A 19,329-nucleotide genomic window follows, 5' to 3' on the forward strand; every position below is an offset into this window, starting at 1 on the left:
GTCAGTTTCCGGCCCAGGGTCGCTGCATGCACTGCACATTAAAAAAATAGAGATACCGTTTATGAACGCTTCACCACCGTCCTTCCTGCAATCCCTCAAGCGCCTGAGCCTGGTGACACAGATCGTCATCGGCCTGATTGCCGGTATCCTCCTGGCACTGCTGGCGCCTGAGGTGGCCAAGTCCACCACTTTCGTCGGCAAAGTGTTCGTCTCGGCGCTCAAGGCCGTGGCACCGATCCTGGTATTCGTGCTGGTAATGGCCTCGATCGCCAACCACAAGCATGGCCAGGAAACCCATATCCGCCCGATCCTGGTCCTCTATCTGCTCGGCACCTTCGCCGCCGCGGTGGTGGCCGTGATCGCCAGCGCCCTGTTCCCCTCTGCCCTGGTGCTGTCCACCCACGACGTGACCATCAGCGCACCGGGCGGCATCAGCGAAGTGCTGCAAAGCCTGCTGCTGAGCGTGGTGGACAACCCGGTCAGCGCCCTGATGAACGCCAACTTCATCGGCATCCTGGCCTGGGCCATCGGCATGGGCGTGGCCATCCGCCATGCCGGTGAAACCACCCGCAGCGTGCTCGAGGACCTGTCCAACGGCGTCACCCTGATCGTGCGGGTGGTGATCCGCTTCGCGCCCCTGGGGATCTTCGGCCTGGTGGCCTCGACCCTGGCCACTTCGGGCTTCGATGCGCTGCTCGGCTACCTGCACCTGCTGGCCGTGCTGATCGGCTGCATGCTGTTCGTGGCCCTGGTGATGAACCCGCTGATCGTCTACTGGAAGATCCGCCGCAACCCGTTCCCGCTGGTACTGACCTGCCTGCGCGAAAGCGGCATCACCGCGTTCTTCACCCGCAGCTCGGCAGCCAACATCCCGGTCAATCTGGAGCTGAGCAAGCGCCTGGGCCTGCATGAGGATACCTATTCGGTATCCATTCCCCTGGGCGCCACCATCAACATGGCCGGTGCGGCGATCACCATCACCGTGCTGACCCTGGCTGCCGTGCACACCCTGGGCATCGCCGTGGACCTGCCCACCGCCGTGCTGCTGAGCGTGGTGGCCGCGATCTGTGCCTGTGGCGCTTCCGGGGTCGCCGGCGGTTCGCTGCTGCTGATCCCCCTGGCTTGCAGCCTGTTCGGTATCCCCAGCGAGATCGCCATGCAAGTGGTGGCCGTGGGCTTCATCATCGGCGTCCTGCAAGACTCGGCAGAAACCGCACTGAACTCCTCCACCGACGTGCTTTTCACCGCAGCAGCCTGCATGGCCCAGGAAGACAAGGCACAAGCCTCGGCCTGATCCGCAGCACGAAAAAGCCCGGCCAGGTCGACCCTGGCCGGGCTTTTTTCATTCATCCAGAAAAGGCGCTAACGCCTCAGAATGCCCCCATGTAGTCACGCTTGCCGACCTCTACGCCGTTGTGACGCAAGATCGCGTAGGCAGTGGTGACATGGAAGAAGAACTGCGGCAGGCCATAAGTCAGCAGGTAGGACTGGCCGCTGAAGCGCTTCTCTTTCGGCGTGCCCGGACGGGTGACGATCTCGATGCCTTCCTTGCCATCGACCTGGGACGGCTGGATGCCATCGATAAAGGCCAGGACCTTGGCCAGCAGCGCCTGCAGGTCAGCGAAGCTGGTCTCGCTGTCGTCGTACTTGGGCAGCTCGACCTCGGCCAGGCGCGCCGAAACGCCCTTGGCGAAGTCCACGGCGATCTGCACCTGGCGCACCAACGGGAACATGTCCGGGTACAGGCGCGCCTGCAACAGCGCATTGGGCTCGATACCCTTGGCCGTCGCATGGGCCTCGGCCTTGTGCAGTACATCGCTCAGGGCCTTGAGCATTTGCTTGAAGACAGGAACGGAAGCGGCGTACAGGGAAATAGTCATGACAATCTCGATCAGAGGTGGTGGGAATACAGCGCGCGAGGATTATAGCCGCAGCCATTGCCCGGGTGGGTTTATCCGCCCGGCCCCTGGCGATACTGGCTTGGAGCGACGCCGAACCAGCGCTTGAAGCTCTGGGAGAAACTCGACAGGTCGCTGAAGCCGAGCCTTTGCGCCACCTGGGTCAGGCTCAGGCCAGGATTGCCCAGCAGTTCCAGGGCCTGGCGACGCCGATGCTCGGCCAGCAATTGACGATAGCTGCTGCCCTGCTCCTGCAAGCGTCGTTTCAAGGTCCGTACGCTGGTGCGGTTCAGGCGAGCCATGGCTGGCAGGTCCGCAACGGCCCCCGCTGGTAGCGCATCCAGATGCTGGCGCACCTGGGCCACCACCCCCGGGTGCATTTGCCGCTGCTCCAGCAGCTGCCTGCACATCTGTTCGCACATCGATACCGTCACCGGATTGGCCTGGGGCAAGGAGCGGTGCAACCAGCGCCGGTCGAATACCAGGCTGTTGCTCTGCGCCCGATACTCGGGACCCACGCCGAAAATCTTCCGCGACTCTCCAGCCCCCCCGTGCACAGGCGGCGCACCGCAACGGGTGATCCGCAGCAAGCGGAAATCCTCGCCGACAATCTCCTTCATCAACACGGCCGCGGCCGCCATGTCCCGCTCCAGCAGAAAGCTTTGCAGCGCGACATCGGCCACTGCCGGCTCACCGAAGGTCAACACGCCCACCCCCGGCTCCTGGTGATAACCAATACTGGAGAAGGCATAGGTCAACGGCAGGAAACGCAAGGCCAGGCTCAACGCATCCGCCGGGGTCGCACTGCTGATCAGGCCGTAGCCGAACAAGCCATAGGTGGAAAAGTGATAGCGCAGCCCTACTTCGTGGCCCAGCCCTGGTGGATCCCCCAGCAACTCCAGCAGATTACCCACCAGCCGCAACTCCTGGGCCGCCGACAACAGACTGTTGGGGTCCTGCAGTTGCGCCATGGACAGCCTCGAACCCGCCAGCAGGCGTGCCAGGGGCAGGCCCCGCTCACGACCGAAGTTCACCAGCAGCAAAGCGCTGGAAGGTCCGCGAGTGAACGACTGAATGCTCATGGGCTGACTCATCCGGTGACGATTTGGCCCAAATACTAAAGCACTTGTCACGTTGCAGCATGGGGTCCATGAGCGATTGCCTCCATGCTTGACCCCCATCGGCGCCGCACTCTCGATCCAGGGGCGCGGTACCGCACCACACAACAAGAACAACGAGGTCGTCATGCCTGCACCCATCACTGCCAAGAACCCGGAGCACGACTCCAGCATCCCCCTTGAAGCCATCATCATCGGCACGGGCTTCGGCGGCCTGGGCATGGGCATTGCCCTGCGCAAGGCTGGGGTCAGCCGCTTTCTCATCCTGGAAAAAGGCCAGGACGTCGGGGGCGTCTGGCGCGAGAACACCTACCCCGGCGCAGCCTGCGACGTGCCTTCGCACCTGTATTCGTTTTCCTTCGAGCCCAACCCCAACTGGTCCAGGGTGTTCGCGCCCCAGGCCGAGATCCACGACTACCTGCAACACTGCGCCCGACACTATGCCCTGTTGCCTCACATCCAGTTCGACAGCGAAGTCAGCCATGCCGAATTCGACGACAGCCAGTGCCTGTGGAAAGTCAGCTGCCACAATGGCCAGTCGTACCTGAGCCGGCTGCTGGTCAGCGCCACCGGCCAGCTGAGCCGCCCCGCCCTCCCCAGGCTGCCAGGCATGGAGAGCTTCACCGGTCATGTGTTCCACTCCGCCCACTGGGATCATCACTATCCCCTGGCCGGCAAGCGGGTCGCGGTGATCGGTACCGGAGCCTCGGCCATCCAGTTCGTGCCACAGATTGCCGATCAGGTCGCGACGCTCAAGGTCTTCCAGCGCTCGCCGGCCTACATCATGCCCAAGGCCGATCGCCCCTACAGGCCAGAAGAACTGCAACGCTTTGCCCGCCATCCCCTGTGGATGAAGCTGGTACGCGCGGCTCACTACCTGCATTTCGAATCCCGCGCCCTGGGCTTCACCCGCCTGCAAGGCCTGACCCGCTGGGCCGTCGGCATACCTTTCCAGAAACTGCTGAAGGCCTCGGTGTCCAGCCCCGAACTGCGACGCCAGATGACCCCGGACTATCCCATCGGCTGCAAGCGCATCCTGCTGTCCAACGACTACCTGGCCACCTTCGACAAGCCCCATGTCGAACTGCTGACCCAAGGCATCAAGCGAATCACCGAACAGGGCATCGAGACCCTGGACGGCCAACGGCACGAAGTAGACGCCATCATCTATGGCACCGGCTTCGCCGCCACCGAGTTTCTCTCGCCCATGCGCATCACCGGACGCCTAGGGCAAGATCTCAACCAGGCCTGGCAGCAAGGTGCTGCCGCCTACCTGGGACTGAGCGTGCCGGGCTTCCCCAACTTCTTCATGCTCTACGGCCCCAACACCAACCTGGGGCACAACTCCATCATCTACATGCTCGAAAGCCAGATATCCCACGTGATGAAGGCTCGCCGTGCGCTCCTGGCCAATACCGCCCGGACCCTGGAGGTGGACCCACAATCCCACCAGCGCTTCCAACAACGAATCCAGCGGCGCTTGGCCACCTCGGTATGGAGCGGGTGCCAGAGCTGGTACGTAGACCCGAACGGCCACAACAGCACCAACTGGCCGGGTTTCACCTGGAGCTATCGCTGGCTGGCCCGCCATGCCGGGCTGGCGGCCTACCAGTTCTCCAGCCCCCTGGATGGCGACCGAGCAACCGACGGGCAACGAATAGCGGCCCCCGGGGATTGGCTGGAACGAGGCAATGCGGCCTTCCTGCGACTCTTCCTGCGGGCCAGCTTCAGGGCCTTGATCGGCCCGCCCCGGCTTCTGGCCAGCCAGCGCAAGATCGTTGCCGGCCTGTCCAGGCTGATGCCTGGAGGCTGGGGAGTGAACCGTCATCGCAGCCGGCTGGGACATATGGCACTACAGATCGTCGAACCCAAGGCCAGCGCCGCCAAGGGGGTCATCCTCTACCTGCACGGCGGCGCCTTCTGCCTTGGCAGCCCCGACACCCACTACAGCATCACCAGCCGACTGGCCAAAGAAAGCGGCTGCGCGGTATGGGCACCGGATTACCGGCTGGCTCCGGAACATCCCTACCCGGCGGCGCTGGAGGATTGCCTGGCCTGCTACGACGCCATCCGCGCCCAGGGCTACCCGGTAGAGCGGCTGCTGATTGCCGGTGACTCCGCCGGCGGTGCCCTGGCCCTGGCACTGGCCCTGGCCTTGAAGGAGCGCGGCGAGGGCATTGCCGCCGGCTTGCTGCTGCTCTCGCCGGTGACCGATCCGACGCTGGCCGGCGCCAGCATGCAAAGCCGCCAGGCCACGGACCCGATGATCCGCCGCGACTGGCTGGAGCAGGCCTTGCAGGCCTATGCCGCAACGCCACAGACGCTGCTGCACCGCCCCCTGGAAGCCGACCTGCGCGGGCTGCCGCCGATGCTGATCCAGGTCGGCGACCAGGAGGTGCTGCTGTCCGATTCCACTCGCCTGGCCGAACGCGCCAGGGCATCGGCGGTGCCTTGTCAGTTGCAGATCCACGAAGGCCGTTGGCATGTCTTCCAGTTGCAGGCCTTCTACCTGCGTTCGGCCAGGGCCGCCCTGCGCGATCTCGCCCGCTTTGCCCGCCAATGCCTGGAGCGGGACAGTACAGACACCAGCGCACAAGACCGGGCGCCCAAGGCACAAACCCTGCCGACGCCATGACGCCCACTCGCGCCCCCGGCCAGGGGCGCGGCTTTTTTAAGGCACGACCACGCGCCCTTGGAGGCGCCAGCACCCCGTGTAACCAAGTTCTGATGGCCAGGGGCCGCTTCTACAGGTAAAACAGAGCCCCTCGCAACCGGCCACCACGGCCATGGACCGCCCAGCCCACCCCAACCCCACAGGCTGGGGTCGCCGCGCCTCTCTCCATCAGTTACCAAGGGACCTGTACTCATGAGCAGCGAACACGAAACTCCCAGCGAAGCACTGCGCCTTGGCAATGCCGAAATCCGCATCCTGGGATCATTGATCGAAAAACAGGCCACCAGTGCGGAAACCTATCCCCTGACCCTCAATGCCCTGGTGATCGCCTGCAACCAGAAGACCAGCCGCGAGCCGGTGATGAACCTGACCCAGGGACAAGTCGGCCAGAGCCTGCGGACCCTGGAAGCCCAGGGCTTTACCCGCCTGGTGATGGGCAGTCGCGCCGACCGCTGGGAGCAGCGCCTGGACAAGGCCCTGGAACTGGTGCCCGCGCAATTGATCCTGTGCGGCCTGATGTTCCTGCGGGGCCCGCAGACCGTGAACGAACTGCTGACTCGCAGCGGGCGCATGCATGACTTCGAAGATGCCGAGCAAGTGCTGCATCAGCTCGAACGCCTGGTGGCCCGGGGTCTGGCCCTGCATCTGCCGCGCCAGTCCGGCCAGCGCGAAGATCGCTACACCCACGCCCTGGGCGACCCGGCGGAGATCGAAGCCATTCTCGCCGCCCGCGGCAGCCCGGTGGAGCGCAGCACCGGTGGCGCAGTCGCCCTGGAACGCATCGAGGAACTGGAGGCGCGGATCGCCGCCCTCGAGGAGCGCCTGGCTCGCCTCGAAGGCTAGACCGTCAACAAACCGAAGGCGGCGCCAAGGGCGCAGGCCTTCGGTGGCCTGCACCCGTTGTGCCGGGGATCAGGCCCGGGCGTAGGCCACGGCCTTCTGGAACTGCTCCTGGCTGGGACGCACGCCGGTATACAACACGAACTGCTCCAGCGCCTGGATGGCGATCACTTCCAACCCGGTGATCACCCGCTTGCCCTGGGCCCGGGCCTGTAGGATCAACGGCGTCTCGGCCGGGATCGCCACCACATCGAACACCGTGTCCGCCGCGGCGATCGCCTCGGCCTCAAAGGCCAGCTGCTGGGCTTCGGGCCCGCCGCTCATGCCAATCGGCGTGACATTGACCAGCATCTGCGGCCGCAGCGCCCCCAGTTCGGCTTGCCACCGATAGCCCAGGGAGCTGGCCAGGGCACGCCCGGCCACCTCGTTGCGAGCAACGATCACACCGTTGTCATAACCCCCATCGCGCAAGGCACTGGCCACGGCCTTGGCCATGCCACCACTGCCACGCAAGGCGAAACTGCACGTCCTGGGCACGGCATGGGCCGCCAGCAACTGCGCCACGGCAATGTAGTCGGTGTTGTAGGCCTTCAAGTGGCCATTGGTGTTGACGATGGTATTGATCGAGGCAATGGCCTGGGCCGATGCATCCAGCTCATCCACCAGGGCGATGCAATCCTCCTTGAACGGCATGGAAACGCCGCAACCACGAATGCCCAATGCACGGATTCCACGGACCGCACCCGGCAGGTCCTGGCTGCTGAAGGCCTTGTAGTAGAAGTTCAGCCCCAGTTGTTCATACAAGTGGTTGTGAAAGCGCAGGCCGAAGTTCCCCGGACGCCCGGACAACGACATGCACAACTGGGTGTCTTTATTGGGGTTCATTTGCATCTTCATCTCCTCGCTTGGCACTTTCGGATAGACGGGATTGGCCAGCCACCCCGCTTGTGCCTGATCATATCGGCGCTTGTTCAACGGCCTCGAACCGTCCAGGGATAACGGTAAAGAGACCGGTACAGACCTTACACAACATTTACTCAGCGACTGTGCAGAATTTGCGATAACCGCTGTCTTAGAAGTATCCCCGCGTCAGTTCTTGGGTCTGGTGCAGACCATAAACGCAGGGGTTGAACCGAGGAAAAACCATGATCTCCAAAATCCCCAAGATAGCCCTGCTCATGGGTGCACTCGCTGTCGCAGGCCAGGCATCCGCCCACGGTGGTGGCTGGGTCGGCCCCGCTGCATTGGGTGCTGTTGTCGGCGCTGCCGTCGTGGGTTCGGTGATCGCCAACCAGGATCGCCCCGTCTACGTACAGCAGGCACCGGTGTATGTGCAACCGGCGCCGGTGTACGCCGCCCCGCCGCCCCCTCCGGTCTACTACCAGCCGGCACCGGTCTATGTGCAACAACCGGTGTACTACCGCCCGGCACCGGTCTACTACGGACCACCCCGTGGCTACTATGGCCACCCGCATTACTACTACGGCCCCGGTCGCTGGTAAGCGACAGCAGGATCAAACGACAGGCCCCGCCCCACAAGCGGGGCCTGTTGCATTCTGCCATCAGCCAGATGTCTGAATAATTCTGGAAGATGTCGTGACTGGAACAGTACTTGCGTTTAAATCCGGCAATAGTGTGCCGATCCCAAGGCCGCCTAGCTCGACACGGGATTGTCATGTTTGTGTCATTTGCGGGCTGCAAGATCGATCCAGTCCGATCATCCAAGGCCCATAACAACAAGGACGCCCCCCATGCCTACGCAAAATCCGCACCGCGTTGCCGGCCTCTGCACTTCCAGCCGGGTCTATGACGCCCTGACCGAACTCAAGCACCTGGAAGGCCATCGCAGCGCCAAGTTCCTCTCGCTGCTGGCACAAAACCTGGTGCGCAAGGGCCTGCTCAACGAACAGGAAGTGCTGCATATGCTCGACCAGGTCGTGGACTGAACGCGACCTGTTGCCGATCATCACCTGTGCCCAATCGATGTCCACTATCAACCAGGGTGATTTTTCGTAGCACTGGGCGCTTTGTAAGGTAACCCCCATGCAAAAGGAGGTTCCCATGCACAAGCACCAGATCATGTCCGTCGTCGGCAGCGCCGTCCCCGCCCCACTGAGGGCCATGGGGTTGCTCGCCTGCTGGTACCTGGTACGCGACGGCGAAGCCATCAGCGGCCCGCTGATGTCCCTGCCTGCCGCCCAGGCCCTGTCCCGCCAGCTCGACACCAGGGTGTTGCACGCCTAGCCAACCGACGGCGCCGGATGACCGTCGCACCCAAGGTTTTTTCTGCTCCAGGCATAGACGCAGGTCAATAAACCCGAGCGGGCACTGGCTTACCCTCGCGACCTTTTGCGATCGACAGCCCCATGACGCTCCTGGCCAAACCCGAACTCCTGGCTCCCGCCGGCACCCTGAAGAACATGCGCTACGCCTTCGCCTACGGCGCCGATGCGGTATACGCCGGGCAACCGCGCTATAGCTTGCGGGTACGCAACAACGAATTCGACCACGCCAACCTGGCGCTCGGCATCCAGGAGGCCCAGGCCCAGGGCAAGCGCTTCTACGTGGTGGTCAACATCGCCCCGCACAATGCCAAGCTCAAGACCTTCCTCAAGGACCTGGCTCCGGTCATCGAAATGGCTCCCGATGCACTGATCATGTCCGACCCCGGCCTGATCATGCTCGTGCGCCGACACTTTCCGGCCATGCCCATCCACCTCTCGGTCCAGGCCAATACGGTGAATTGGGCCAGCGTCGAGTTCTGGCAGCAGCAGGGCCTGAGCCGGATCATCCTGTCCCGGGAACTGTCGCTGGAAGAGATCGAGGAGATCCGCCAGCAAGTGCCGGGCATGGAACTGGAAGTCTTCGTCCATGGCGCGCTGTGCATGGCCTACTCCGGCCGCTGCCTGCTCTCGGGCTACATGAACAAGCGCGATGCCAACCAGGGCACCTGCACCAATGCCTGTCGCTGGAAATACAAGGCCGAGCCGGCTACCCAGGACAATCTCGGAGACATCGTCCAGACCTGTGAACCCGAGCCGACCCTGGGCCTTGGGGCGCCCACCGAGCAGGTCTTCCTGCTCAGCGAAGCCAACCGCCCGGATGAGCTGATGCCAGCCTTCGAAGACGAACACGGCACCTACATCATGAACGCCAAGGACCTGCGGGCCGTGCAGCACGTAGGTCGCCTGACCCGCATGGGCGTGCATTCGCTGAAGATCGAGGGCCGCACCAAATCCCACTTCTATTGCGCACGTACCACCCAGGTCTATCGCCGGGCCATCGATGATGCCGCCGCCGGGCGCGAATTCGACCGTAGCCTGATGAACGATCTGGAGTCCCTGGCCCAGCGTGGCTATACCGAGGGTTTCCTGCGCCGCCATGTGCACGACGAGTACCAGAACTACCAGAACGGCAGCTCGGTCTCGGAGCGCCAGCAGTTCGTCGGCGAGCTTACCGGAGAGCGCCGTGACCGCTTGGCAGAAGTGAAGGTGAAGAACCGCTTCGCCCTGGGCGACCACATGGAATTGATGACCCCCAAGGGCAATTTCCACTTCGACCTGCACGAACTGCAGAACATCCAGGGCCAGGCCATCGAAGTCGCACCGGGGGATGGCCATACCGTCTACCTGCCGATCCCCGACCAGGTGGACCTGCGTTTCGGCCTATTGATGCGCGACATCGGCGCTTGAGCCCCTCGCGTCGATCCCTTCAGGGTGCCGCCGGCCGCTAGCCGGCGGCGCTCACGCCACCAGACGCACACCGATTTCCCACGCCAGGCTCGCACTGAGCGCGATGGGCTGGATATGCTTGGCTCGAAAACGCATGGCTCACGGAACACCAAACCGTGCCAGCGTTGCAGAACAACAACGACCACTGCCCAGGAATGTTGTGCTCATGCCCGACACCATCGTGCCCCGCCCCGCCGCAGAACCGTCGGCCAAACCCATGGAGCAACGGCTGGAATTGCGCCACCTGCGCTATTTCAAGGCCGTGGCCGAAGAGCTGAGCTTCACTCGGGCCGCGGCGAAGTTGCACATGGCGCAGCCGCCCCTCAGCCAACAGATCAAGCAATTGGAAGAAGACCTGGGAGTCGTCCTGTTCGAGCGCCAGGGCCGCCCCTTACGCCTGACCGAGGCCGGCCGACAATTCCTGCTCAAGGTCCGGGGCATCCTCGACGATGTCCAGTCCAGTGTCAGGGAGGTCCGCGAACTTGCCGAAGGCCATGGTGGGCGACTCTCCATCGGTTTCGCCGGTTCGGTCATGTACAACAAACTGCCGGAGCTGCTCGGCCTGTTCCGCCAATGCTATCCAGGCGTGGAGCTGGAGTTCAGGGAACTGCTGGCGGCACAGATTGGCCCGGCGCTGCTGGCGCGTGATATCGACCTGGGGCTGGCCCGCCCGGCCCTGGAGGACGACCCGGCATTTCAGCAACGCCTGTTGCTCCAGGAGCCGCTGGTGGTGGCCGTACCGACGGGCCATCGCCTGGCAGGCCGCGAAGACATCGCGATCCAGGACCTGGACCAGGAGCGAACCGTACTCTACCCGCGCTTCCCGCTGCCCAGCCTGACCGACCTGATCCAGAACACCCTGGAACGGCTCGGCGTACACCTGCACCTGGTGCAGCACGTCGAGAACCTGCAGGCCGCCCTGGGCCTGACTCGGGCCGGGGTGGGGCTGACCTTCGTGCCGCAGAGCGTCGGGGCCGAGTTACGCCAGGGCATCGTCTTCCTGGCTATCCGCGACAACCCGCTGTTTTCGCCACTGAGCGCGGCCTGGCTGGCAGGCACCAGCAGCGCCCCGCTGCGTAACTTCCTGCCCTTGTTGAACCTGGTAAGCAGCGTCCCATCCCCCCTGCCCTAGGCAACCCTGCCCATACCTCGATCGTCTGCAAGCATATGCAGCCGATATTGGACGCCACCGCAGTGGCTACATAACCTGCAGTTCAGTTCGCCGGGCCCTTGATGTCCCAGGACCAGGCCCTCGCTACCCGCCAGCCCTCAATCACGGAGCCGTAGATGCAGGCATTGCCAATCGCCCACCGGACAGGAATCGAGCCTGACGAACGCCTCGACGCAGGCATTGTGTGAGCGGCTTGCCTGCCACCCTGGGCAATCGGCCGGATCGACTGATCTGCGCGCTGTTCCTCGTGCTCTGGTCGTCCGGCTTCGCCATCGTCAAGGTCGGGCTGCAATACAGCAGCCCGATGATGTTCCTGTGGTTGCGCTATGTAATCGTGGTGCTGGTGCTATTGCCCGTGGTGCTGGTGCAGCGCCCGCCCCTGCCCCGGGGCCGGCCCCTGCTGGCGATGATCGCCAGTGGCGTGCTCATGCAGTGCGTGTACTTCGCCGGGACCTACCTGGCCATCGACGCCGGGATCAGCGCCGGCCTGCTGGCACTGATCGTCTCGCTGCAGCCGGTGGTGATCGGCGTCGCCTCGCCCTTGCTGCTGCGCACGCCAGTAGCCGGTCGCCAATGGCTGGGGCTGTTGCTGGGATTTTTCGGGGCAGCGGTGGTGATCCTGGCCAAGTCCGACGTTGAACGCTTCACCGTGCTGGGCATGGGCCTGGCCTGGCTGTCGCTGCTGGGCTTGAGTGCCAGCGTGTTGCTGGAGAAGGCCTCGACCCCGCAACCCATCGTTCTTTCGCTGTTCAGCCAGTACCTGTTGGGCATGCTGCTGGTATCGCCCCTGGCCTTGACCTTCAACGCCCAGCCGCTCCAGTGGAACTGGGCCTTCGTTGGCGCCCTGGGCTACCTGTCGTTCTTCAATTCGTTGCTGGCGATCGCCTTGCTGATGCTGCTGGTACGGCGTAACGAGGCCGCCAGGGTGTCGGCGGTGTTTTTCCTGGTGCCGCCCGGCGCGGCCCTGGTGGCCTGGCTGCTGTTGGGCGAACCGATGCCCTGGCTGGCGTGGGGCGGCGTGATACTCGCCGCCCTGGGCGTGCGCCTGTGCAGCGCGCCCTCGCCGGGCAAGCCATTGCTCAAGTGATCGGTAGGACGGCCTGAGGCCAAAGGGGAGCCGGCGCGGCTCCCCGGGCGGGAATGCTGCTCAGAGCACCATGGCCGCGACCCAGCCGAAGGCCAGCAGCGGCAGGTTGTAGTGCAGGAAGGTCGGGACCACGGTGTCCCAGATGTGGTGGTGCTGGCCGTCGATGTTCAGGCCCGAGGTCGGGCCCAGGGTCGAGTCCGAGGCCGGCGAGCCGGCGTCGCCCAGGGCCCCGGCGGTACCGACGATGCAGACGATGGCCACCGGGCTGAAACCCAGTTGCACGCACAGCGGCACGAAGATCGCCGCCAGGATCGGCACGGTGGAGAACGACGAGCCGATGCCCATGGTCACCAACAGGCCCACCAGCAACATCAGCAGCGCGCCCACGCCCTTGCTGTGGCCGATCCAGCTGGCCGAGGCTTGCACCAGGCTGTTGACCTCACCGGTAGCCTTCATCACCTCGGCGAAGCCCGAGGCGGCGATCATGATGAAGCCGATCATGGCCATCATCTTCATGCCTTCGGTGAACAGCTCGTCGGTCTCGCGCCAACGCACGATGCCCGACATCGAGAAGATCAGGAAACCGCACAGGGCACCGATAATCATCGAGTCCAGCAGCAGCTGGATGACGAACGCGGCGACAATGGCCAGGCCCGCCACCATCAGGGTCCGCGGGTTGTACTGCACCTCCACCTGCTCGACCTTCTCGATCCGGCCCAGGTCGTAGACGCGCTTCTTGCGGTAGCTGACGAACGCCAGCAACAGGCCGCAGACCATGCCCAGGGCGGGAATGCCCATGGCGTGGGTGACGTTGACCTGACTGATGTCGACACCGCTGCGGGCGACGTTGGCCAACAGGATCTCGTTGAGGAAGATGTTACCGAAGCCCACCGGCAGGAACATGTAGGGGGTGATCAGGCCGAAGGTGATGACGCAGGCGATCAGGCGCCGGTCCAGTTGCAGCTTGGTCAGCACATAGAGCAGCGGCGGCACCAGCAGCGGGATGAAGGCGATGTGGATCGGCAGGATGTTCTGCGAGGCGATGGCCACCACCCACAAAAGGCCGATCAGCAACCATTTGACCTGGCCGCCGCCATTGGCATCCTGGCGATCCACCAGCAGCAGGATCTTGTCCGCCAGGGCATGGGCCAGGCCGGACTTGGCGATGGCCACGGCGAAGGCCCCGAGCAAGGCATAGGACAGGGCCACCGTGGCCCCGCCGCCCAGGCCGCTGTTGAAGGCCTTGAGCGTGGCCTCGATCCCCAGGCCGCCGGTGAGGCCTCCCACCAGCGCGCCCACGATCAGGGCGATCACTACATGCACGCGGGACAGGCTGAGTACCAGCATCACGCCTACCGCGGCAATTACTGCGTTAATCATCGTTACCTCATTACTGCGGGCAAAAGCCGCGCAAAAGCCAGTGACCGACCGGAGGGCAGCACGCTGCCGACATCGGGATGAAAGAGCTTGTTATTAGAGGGCGCGCACTTTGCAGCAGTGGGCCCGGCTTGTCAAAACCGCGGCCCGGCGCCCACCGACACCCGGCTTCGTGTAGCCGCTGCCGCAAGCTGCGTACGGCCCGCAGGGCCGCATGGGTCGCAAGAGCGCTGAAGGTCCTGCGGACCTTGTTGCAGCCTCGCGGGCTCGGCAGCGGCTACACAGATGAGGGGTGACGGATTTCGAACGCCCGTTTAAAGAAACCCGGCCAACGGCCGCTACAGTGCAAAGTCTCAGATATTTATCGAATAAAGGACGTCTCCATGTCGCTCAGACAACTCTCCATCCAATGGAAGATCACCTTGCTGGCCGGACTCTGCCTGTTGGGCATCGTGTCGCTGTTGGTGGGGCTTTCGCTGTATCGCATGGAGCACAGCTCCGAGATGGTCAAGGCCTCGAGCATGGAGATGCTCAACGAAGCCGCCCAGGCCCGGATCGAAGCCCAGGGCGAAGTCCAGGCCCTGGGGATTCGCCAGCAGTTCATGGACGCCTATCAGTACGGCCATGGCTTCTCGCGCCAGGTGCTGTTCCTGCGTGAACAGGCCGAGAAACGCTTTCTCGACGCCTTCGACCTGCGCGAAGACCTGACCCGCCAGGTCAAGTCGGCACTGCAGGCCAACCCCGACCTGCTGGGCCTGTCCCTGGTGTTCGAGGGCAATGCCCTGGATGGCAAGGACAGCCTGTTCAACGGCCAGACCGAACTGGGCAGCAACGAGAAAGGCCGCTTCGCCCTGTACTGGTCGCAGCCGACCCCGGGCCAACTGACCGCCATGGCGCTGCCGGAAAGCGACATGAGCAACACCCGCACCGGCCCCAGCGGCCAGCCGGCCAATGCCTGGTTCACCTGCCCGCGCAGTACCCTCAAGCCCTGCGTGATCGAACCCTACTTCTATGACATCAACGGCCAGAAGGTGTTGATGACCAGCATCGTCTTCCCGCTGCTGGTGGACGGCAAGGTCATCGCCTCGCTGTCGGTGGACATCAACCTCAACAGCCTGCAAGCGGTCAGCCAGAACGCCAGCCGCAAACTCTATTCCGGCCAGACCAGCGTCAGCATCATCAGCCCCGAGGGCCTGCTGGCCGGCTACAGCCCCGATGCCAGCAAGCTCAGCCAGCGCCTGGACAGCGTCGACAGCGCCAACGGCGCCGAGCTGATCCGCCAACTGGCCAGCAGCACCCAGACTCGCAGCCTGCACAACAACCACGAACTCAAGGTGCTGGCGCCGTTCACCCCGATTCCTGGCGGCAAGCCCTGGGGCGTGCTGCTGGACGTACCGGAAAAGGTCCTGGTGGGCCCGGCCGAGGCGCTGAAAAACGAACTGGATGCCAGCAACAGCAGCGGCACCCTGATGGAGCTGGGCCTGGGCCTGCTGGCCGCGGTGATCGGCCTGCTGCTGGTGTGGCTGATGGCCCGCAGCGTGACCCGGCCGATCCTCGGCGTGGCCAGCATGCTGGAAGACATCGCCAGCGGCGAAGGCGACCTGACCCGCCGCCTGGCCTACGACAAGCACGACGAACTGGGACAACTGGCCGGCTGGTTCAACCGTTTCCTGGACAAGCTGCAACCGATCATCGCCGAGGTCAAACGCTCGGTGCAGGATGCCCGGGGCACCGCCGACCAATCCTCGGCCATCGCCACCCAGACCAGCGCCGGCATGGAACAGCAGTACCGCCAGGTGGACCAGGTGGCGACCGCGTCCCACGAGATGAGCGCCACGGCCCAGGACGTGGCCCGCAGCGCCGCTCAGGCAGCCCAGGCCGCACGGGATGCCGACCAGGCGACCCAGCAGGGCCTGACCGTGATCGACCGCACCACCCGCAGCATCGACCTGCTGGCCGCCGACATGAGCACCGCCATGGGACAGGTCGAAGGCCTGGCCAGCGACAGCGAACAGATCGGCTCGGTGCTGGAGGTCATCCGCACCATCGCCGAACAAACCAACCTGCTGGCTCTCAACGCCGCCATCGAGGCAGCCCGGGCCGGGGAAGCCGGTCGTGGCTTCGCGGTAGTGGCCGATGAAGTGCGCAACCTGGCCCAGCGTACCCAGGAGTCGGTGGAGGAAACCCGCCAGGTGATCGAACAGTTGCAAAACGGCACCCGCGACGTGGTGGCCTCCATGGGCAACAGCCATCGCCAGGCCCAGGGCAGCGTCGAGCAGGTGGAACAGGCCGTGACCGCCCTGCGCCAGATCGGCGATGCGGTGACAGTGATCAGCGACATGAACCTGCAGATCGCCAGCGCCGCCGAACAGCAGAGCGCCGTGGCCGAGGAAATCAACAGCAACGTCGCCACCATCCGCGACGTCACCGAATCGCTGTCGGAACAGGCCAACGAATCGGCCCGGGTCAGCCAGTCGCTGAACAGCCTGGCCAACCAGCAACAAAGCCTGATGGATCAGTTCCGCGTCTGATCCCCGTAGCCGCTGCCGAGCCCGCCAGGTTGCGACAAGACCCGAAGGGCCTTCGGTGCCATCGAGGGCGGCATCCCCTTCGGGATCGATCGCCGCCTTCGACAGCGGCGACACCCCCAGCCCGCCACCCGGCAGCAGCGGACAGTGATACCTGGCAAGCTCAGCGCCGGGGCAGCTCGATCGCCACCCGCAAGCCGCCCAGGGGGCTTTGTCCCAGGCTCAGGCGACCGCCCCAGGCCTCGACGATATCGCGCACGATCCCCAGCCCCAGCCCATGGCCGTCGGTCTGCTCATCCAACCGGGCGCCACGGCTGAAGACCTCGTTCCGGCGCTGCTCCGGAATCCCCGGGCCATCATCGTCCACGGCCAGGCAGAAACCCGCGGCTCGCTCCTCCACACTCAGTTGCACCTGCGCATCCGCCCACTTGCAGGCGTTGTCCAGCAGGTTGCCCAACAGCTCCAGCAGGTCCTCGCGATCCCAGGGCAGGCGCAGCCCCGATGCCGCGTGGTAGCTGAGTTCCAGGTGCTCGCCATGGATCATGTTCAAGGTCGCCAGTAACCCCGGCAACTCGGCATCGCACTCGAACAACGCGCCGGGTAGCGCATCGCCGGCCAGCCGCGCCCGGTTCAATTCGCGGTTGAGCCGCGACTGCACCTGCTCCAGCTGCTGCAAAAGAATCCGCCGCACCTCCGGCTGGGCCGCCAACTTCGGCCCCGACGCCAGGCTCAGCAACACCGCCAGGGGCGTCTTCAGGGCATGCCCGAGGTTGCCCAGGGCATTGCGCGAACGCTTGAGGCTGTCCTCGGTGTGGGTCAGCAAATGGTTGACCTGGGCCACCAGCGGCTCCAGCTCCACCGGGACCTGGGCATCGAGTTGCGAGCGCTGGCCCATCTGCAACTGGGCGATTTGCTCACGGGCGGTTTCCAACGGACGCAACGCCCGGCGCACGGTCAGGCGCTGCAACAGCAGGATCAACAGCAAGCCTGCCAGGCCCAGCCCGAGGCCGATCTGGCGCATGCGCTGGAAACTCTCGCGCACGGAGGTGTAGTCCTGGGCCACGCTGATGGAAATCGATTGCCCCAGGCGCTTGTAGTCACTGCGCAACACCAGCAGCTGCTGGCCCTCAGGCCCCAATTGCAAGTTGCCTTGCAGCCCGGCTTGCTCCAACTGCGGCAGCTCCTGGTCCCACAGCGAACGGGAACGCCAGTGCACATCGGCGAAGTCGATGCGAAAGTAATGCCCGGAGAACGGTCGCTGATAGGCCGGCGACAACCGTCGCTCGTCCAGTTGCAACCCTTGCGGGCCACGCACCAGGGCCAGCAGCAGGCTTTCGCTGTCGTTGCGCAGCCCGGCCTCCAGGTAGCGTTGCAGGCCTACCTCGAACAGCCACAGGCTGGTCTGTGCCAGCGCCAGCCCGACCACCAGCATCACACTGACCAGGCCCAGGCTCAGGCGGCGCTGGATCGACCTCACGAAGCCGCCCCGCCGAACAGGTAGCCCTGGCCCCGACGGGTTTCGATGACGCTGCGCCCAAGCTTGCGCCGAAGGTGGTTGACGTGGACTTCCAAGACATTGGAATCGCGCTCGGTCTCACCGTCGTAGAGGTGTTCGGCCAAATGCCCCTTGGAGAGGATCTGCTGCGGATGCAGCATGAAGTAGCGCAGCAGGCGAAACTCCGCAGCCGTCAGTTGCACGTCCTGGCCATCGCGGACCACGCACTGGCGCCCCTCGTCCAGGTGCAGGCCGGCAGCCTGCAGGGTTTGCTGGTTGGCCTGGCCATGGGAACGGCGCAGCAGGGACTGGACCCGCAGGTGCAGTTCCTCGGGATGGAACGGCTTGCTCAGGTAATCGTCGGCACCGGCCTTGAGCCCTTCGATACGCTCGGCCCAGGAGCCCCGGGCCGTCAGGATCAGCACCGGGGTGGCCAGGCCCTCGGCACGCCATTGGCGCAGCACATCCAGGCCCGGTACACCGGGCAGACCCAGGTCGAGGATGATCAGATCGTAAGGCTCGCTGGCCCCCTGGTACAGGGCATCGCGCCCATCGGCCAGCCAGTCCACGGCATAGCCTTGGCGATTCAGCCCTTCGAGCAATTCGTCGGCCAGGGATACATGGTCTTCCACCAGGAGCAGGCGCATCAGTCATCTTCCTCGTCTTTCAACAGGCGCCCGGTGGCGGCGTCCAGGTCCAGCTCGCGGACCACGCCGTCCACGGTCAGCAGTTCCACTTCGTAGATGTACACATCGTGCTTTTCCTCCAGCTCGGCCTCCAGCAACTTGGCCCCCGGATAGCGATCCATGGCCTGCTGCAGCAACTGTTCCAGAGGCAGGATCACCCCTTGCTGGCGCAGGCGCAGGGCCTCGTCCTGGTCCAGGTCGCGGGCCAGGGCCAGCGAGCAGCACAGCCATAACGCCAGGGCTGCCCGGCTGCCGATGTGCAATCTGCGATTCATTAGGTGTCCTGATGATCCTTGAGTACCTGGCCGCTCACGGCGTCCAGCTCCAGGTCCCATTCCAGCCCCTGTGGGTCACGCAGCTCGACCTGGTAGATGTACTTGCCGTACTCCTCTTCCAGCTCGGTTTCGCCAATGCGTGCTCCGGGGTGCCGGGCCAGGGCCGTGGCATTGAGTTTTTCAAAGGACACAATGGTACCAGCGTCGCGCAGCCGCAGGGCCTCGTCGGGCCCCAGGTCGCGGGCATGGACCAGGCCCACGGTCATGGCAATCAGGCTGGCGCCCAACAGGGCAGTGAGGGTTTTCATGGCAAGTCTCCAGGTCGGTGGCCAATGGCGCCAAGATACCCGTGACAACTTAATTGAAACTGAATGGCCATTTGCGCCTGACAGAACTTTCATTCGGCCCGCGGTGCCAGGGTTCTCTATACTCGACGGCTGATCCGCAAG

General features: G+C 64.5%; 18 protein-coding genes and 1 pseudogene. 11 read left to right on the forward strand and 8 right to left on the reverse strand.

The window, feature by feature from the left end; all coding sequences use genetic code 11:
* The first annotated feature begins 61 nt into the window (after window positions 1-61).
* Window positions 62-1,294 (forward strand): serine/threonine transporter SstT, encoded by a 1,233-nt coding sequence (gene sstT, locus C4K39_RS29350; protein ID WP_068582928.1) that lies wholly within the window; start codon window positions 62-64, stop codon window positions 1,292-1,294.
* 76 nt (window positions 1,295-1,370) lie between these two features.
* On the opposite strand, the gene C4K39_RS29355 is transcribed toward sstT, so the two are convergent.
* Window positions 1,371-1,880, reverse strand: a complete 510-nt coding sequence (locus C4K39_RS29355; RefSeq protein WP_068582925.1) for a DUF1993 domain-containing protein — start codon at window positions 1,878-1,880, stop codon at window positions 1,371-1,373.
* 71 nt (window positions 1,881-1,951) lie between these two features.
* Window positions 1,952-2,980 carry an AraC family transcriptional regulator gene (locus C4K39_RS29360; protein WP_124348103.1) on the reverse strand — a complete coding sequence of 343 codons (1,029 nt, stop codon included), beginning with the start codon at window positions 2,978-2,980 and terminating at the stop codon, window positions 1,952-1,954.
* 163 nt (window positions 2,981-3,143) lie between these two features.
* Here C4K39_RS29360 and C4K39_RS29365 point away from each other — a divergent pair, with 163 nt between their 5' ends.
* Window positions 3,144-5,651, forward strand: coding sequence for a flavin-containing monooxygenase (locus C4K39_RS29365; protein ID WP_124348104.1), 2,508 nt, complete (start codon window positions 3,144-3,146; stop codon window positions 5,649-5,651).
* 231 nt (window positions 5,652-5,882) lie between these two features.
* The gene (locus C4K39_RS29370) at window positions 5,883-6,533 is read left to right on the forward strand and encodes a YceH family protein (protein WP_124348105.1); all 651 of its coding nucleotides are present in this window, start codon (window positions 5,883-5,885) and stop codon (window positions 6,531-6,533) included.
* A 69-nt stretch (window positions 6,534-6,602) separates the two neighbouring features.
* Here the strand turns inward: C4K39_RS29370 and C4K39_RS29375 are convergent, their stop codons facing one another.
* Window positions 6,603-7,421, reverse strand: coding sequence for a shikimate 5-dehydrogenase (locus tag C4K39_RS29375; protein ID WP_124348106.1), 819 nt, complete (start codon window positions 7,419-7,421; stop codon window positions 6,603-6,605).
* A gap of 254 nt (window positions 7,422-7,675) precedes the next feature.
* Here C4K39_RS29375 and C4K39_RS29380 point away from each other — a divergent pair, with 254 nt between their 5' ends.
* The 6 genes from C4K39_RS29380 to C4K39_RS29405 all read left to right on the forward strand — a co-directional run bounded on the left by C4K39_RS29380 (window position 7,676) and on the right by C4K39_RS29405 (window position 12,519).
* Window positions 7,676-8,032 (forward strand): hypothetical protein, encoded by a 357-nt coding sequence (locus C4K39_RS29380; protein ID WP_068582912.1) that lies wholly within the window; start codon window positions 7,676-7,678, stop codon window positions 8,030-8,032.
* A 249-nt stretch (window positions 8,033-8,281) separates the two neighbouring features.
* Window positions 8,282-8,476, forward strand: coding sequence for a hypothetical protein (locus tag C4K39_RS29385; RefSeq protein ID WP_011062291.1), 195 nt, complete (start codon window positions 8,282-8,284; stop codon window positions 8,474-8,476).
* Between the two features lie 115 nt (window positions 8,477-8,591).
* Window positions 8,592-8,774 carry a hypothetical protein gene (locus C4K39_RS29390; protein ID WP_068582910.1) on the forward strand — a complete coding sequence of 61 codons (183 nt, stop codon included), beginning with the start codon at window positions 8,592-8,594 and terminating at the stop codon, window positions 8,772-8,774.
* A 122-nt stretch (window positions 8,775-8,896) separates the two neighbouring features.
* Window positions 8,897-10,222 carry a prephenate-dependent tRNA uridine(34) hydroxylase TrhP gene (gene trhP, locus C4K39_RS29395; RefSeq protein WP_068582907.1) on the forward strand — a complete coding sequence of 442 codons (1,326 nt, stop codon included), beginning with the start codon at window positions 8,897-8,899 and terminating at the stop codon, window positions 10,220-10,222.
* A gap of 205 nt (window positions 10,223-10,427) precedes the next feature.
* Window positions 10,428-11,393, forward strand: coding sequence for a LysR family transcriptional regulator (locus C4K39_RS29400; protein WP_164487337.1), 966 nt, complete (start codon window positions 10,428-10,430; stop codon window positions 11,391-11,393).
* Window positions 11,394-11,616: 223 nt separating this feature from the next.
* Entirely contained in the window at window positions 11,617-12,519 is a 903-nt protein-coding gene (locus tag C4K39_RS29405) for a DMT family transporter (protein ID WP_225926506.1), read from the forward strand.
* Between the two features lie 60 nt (window positions 12,520-12,579).
* Here the strand turns inward: C4K39_RS29405 and C4K39_RS29410 are convergent, their stop codons facing one another.
* Complete coding sequence (locus C4K39_RS29410) at window positions 12,580-13,896, reverse strand: Na+/H+ antiporter family protein (RefSeq protein ID WP_164487374.1); 1,317 nt, start codon at window positions 13,894-13,896, stop codon at window positions 12,580-12,582.
* 602 nt (window positions 13,897-14,498) lie between these two features.
* On the opposite strand from C4K39_RS29410, the pseudogene C4K39_RS32345 reads away from it, so the two are divergent.
* A pseudogene (locus C4K39_RS32345) lies at window positions 14,499-15,569 on the forward strand (PDC sensor domain-containing protein); the annotation flags it as partial.
* A gap of 102 nt (window positions 15,570-15,671) precedes the next feature.
* Window positions 15,672-16,427 carry a methyl-accepting chemotaxis protein gene (locus C4K39_RS32350; protein ID WP_416220694.1) on the forward strand — a complete coding sequence of 252 codons (756 nt, stop codon included), beginning with the start codon at window positions 15,672-15,674 and terminating at the stop codon, window positions 16,425-16,427.
* A gap of 160 nt (window positions 16,428-16,587) precedes the next feature.
* Here the strand turns inward: C4K39_RS32350 and C4K39_RS29420 are convergent, their stop codons facing one another.
* From C4K39_RS29420 to C4K39_RS29435, 4 genes are read right to left on the reverse strand one after another with little or no spacing between them, the layout of a single operon-like run.
* Window positions 16,588-17,901 (reverse strand): sensor histidine kinase, encoded by a 1,314-nt coding sequence (locus tag C4K39_RS29420; RefSeq protein ID WP_124348108.1) that lies wholly within the window; start codon window positions 17,899-17,901, stop codon window positions 16,588-16,590.
* Window positions 17,898-18,566 carry a response regulator transcription factor gene (locus C4K39_RS29425; protein ID WP_068582895.1) on the reverse strand — a complete coding sequence of 223 codons (669 nt, stop codon included), beginning with the start codon at window positions 18,564-18,566 and terminating at the stop codon, window positions 17,898-17,900. The genes C4K39_RS29420 and C4K39_RS29425 overlap by 4 nt, the downstream gene beginning before the upstream one ends.
* Window positions 18,566-18,880 carry a PepSY domain-containing protein gene (locus tag C4K39_RS29430; RefSeq protein ID WP_068582893.1) on the reverse strand — a complete coding sequence of 105 codons (315 nt, stop codon included), beginning with the start codon at window positions 18,878-18,880 and terminating at the stop codon, window positions 18,566-18,568. The genes C4K39_RS29425 and C4K39_RS29430 overlap by 1 nt, the downstream gene beginning before the upstream one ends.
* A complete protein-coding gene (locus C4K39_RS29435) occupies window positions 18,880-19,188 on the reverse strand; it encodes a PepSY domain-containing protein (RefSeq protein ID WP_124348109.1) in 309 nt (102 codons plus the stop codon). The genes C4K39_RS29430 and C4K39_RS29435 overlap by 1 nt, the downstream gene beginning before the upstream one ends.
* Window positions 19,189-19,329 lie beyond the last annotated feature (141 nt).

Origin of the sequence: Pseudomonas sessilinigenes (genome assembly GCF_003850565.1) — a bacterium.
GTDB classification, from domain to species: domain Bacteria; phylum Pseudomonadota; class Gammaproteobacteria; order Pseudomonadales; family Pseudomonadaceae; genus Aquipseudomonas; species Aquipseudomonas sessilinigenes.

What these genes read in the sequence shown, in the direction of transcription:
- C4K39_RS32350 (WP_416220694.1), top strand. Translation starts at nt 15,672, where the DNA reads ATGGAACAGCAGTACCGCCAGGTGGACCAGGTGGCGACCGCGTCCCAC.
- C4K39_RS29355 (WP_068582925.1), bottom strand. Translation starts at nt 1,880, where the DNA reads ATGACTATTTCCCTGTACGCCGCTTCCGTTCCTGTCTTCAAGCAAATG.
- trhP (WP_068582907.1), top strand. Translation starts at nt 8,897, where the DNA reads ATGACGCTCCTGGCCAAACCCGAACTCCTGGCTCCCGCCGGCACCCTG.
- C4K39_RS29435 (WP_124348109.1), bottom strand. Translation starts at nt 19,188, where the DNA reads ATGAAAACCCTCACTGCCCTGTTGGGCGCCAGCCTGATTGCCATGACC.
- C4K39_RS29380 (WP_068582912.1), top strand. Translation starts at nt 7,676, where the DNA reads ATGATCTCCAAAATCCCCAAGATAGCCCTGCTCATGGGTGCACTCGCT.
- C4K39_RS29375 (WP_124348106.1), bottom strand. Translation starts at nt 7,421, where the DNA reads ATGCAAATGAACCCCAATAAAGACACCCAGTTGTGCATGTCGTTGTCC.
- C4K39_RS29390 (WP_068582910.1), top strand. Translation starts at nt 8,592, where the DNA reads ATGCACAAGCACCAGATCATGTCCGTCGTCGGCAGCGCCGTCCCCGCC.
- C4K39_RS29360 (WP_124348103.1), bottom strand. Translation starts at nt 2,980, where the DNA reads ATGAGCATTCAGTCGTTCACTCGCGGACCTTCCAGCGCTTTGCTGCTG.
- C4K39_RS29430 (WP_068582893.1), bottom strand. Translation starts at nt 18,880, where the DNA reads ATGAATCGCAGATTGCACATCGGCAGCCGGGCAGCCCTGGCGTTATGG.
- C4K39_RS29400 (WP_164487337.1), top strand. Translation starts at nt 10,428, where the DNA reads ATGCCCGACACCATCGTGCCCCGCCCCGCCGCAGAACCGTCGGCCAAA.
- C4K39_RS29365 (WP_124348104.1), top strand. Translation starts at nt 3,144, where the DNA reads ATGCCTGCACCCATCACTGCCAAGAACCCGGAGCACGACTCCAGCATC.
- sstT (WP_068582928.1), top strand. Translation starts at nt 62, where the DNA reads ATGAACGCTTCACCACCGTCCTTCCTGCAATCCCTCAAGCGCCTGAGC.
- C4K39_RS29370 (WP_124348105.1), top strand. Translation starts at nt 5,883, where the DNA reads ATGAGCAGCGAACACGAAACTCCCAGCGAAGCACTGCGCCTTGGCAAT.
- C4K39_RS29425 (WP_068582895.1), bottom strand. Translation starts at nt 18,566, where the DNA reads ATGCGCCTGCTCCTGGTGGAAGACCATGTATCCCTGGCCGACGAATTG.
- C4K39_RS29385 (WP_011062291.1), top strand. Translation starts at nt 8,282, where the DNA reads ATGCCTACGCAAAATCCGCACCGCGTTGCCGGCCTCTGCACTTCCAGC.